Source organism: Treponema sp. R6D11, assembly GCF_054786075.1.
Map to the genome: position 1 here is coordinate 1 of NZ_BDHD01000790.1, position 413 is coordinate 413.

Annotated in this window: 1 protein-coding gene; it reads left to right on the forward strand. The window is 32.0% G+C overall.

The window, feature by feature from the left end; translation table 11 throughout:
* The coding region (locus tag ACYVTD_RS16120) for a hypothetical protein (protein ID WP_461248695.1) at nucleotides 1-359 on the forward strand (359 nt) is incomplete at its 5' end.
* Nucleotides 360-413: the final 54 nt, after the last annotated feature.

The following is a 413-nucleotide window of genomic DNA, read 5'->3' on the forward strand; positions in this document are numbered from 1 at the left end:
CAAATAACGGCATTCATACTCTTAACGAAATTTCCCTTGATTTGAACAAAACTCAAACAGGGGTAACTCTTTCGGCGGAACCTGTATTTTCCAATAATGTCCAATATGATTCCCAAAAATACAGATATGCCGTTACCATAAAAGTAGATAATTTTGGCTCAATAGGATATCACGAAGGGGTAAATAACAAATTGACGTGGGAATTTATGCCAAAAATGATTGAAGATTTAAAAAAGGATAACATACAGGTAAGCGGTAATTTACCCGCCTATGTTACCGCTTATTGTAATATCAATTTTGACGATTTGTTATGGATAGTAGGCGTTGTAACCAGTAAGGAATTTACTGTTTCCTTGTAAATGATTATATGAAAAGCAAAATTAACATTTATTTGTATATGATATGTTTATTTA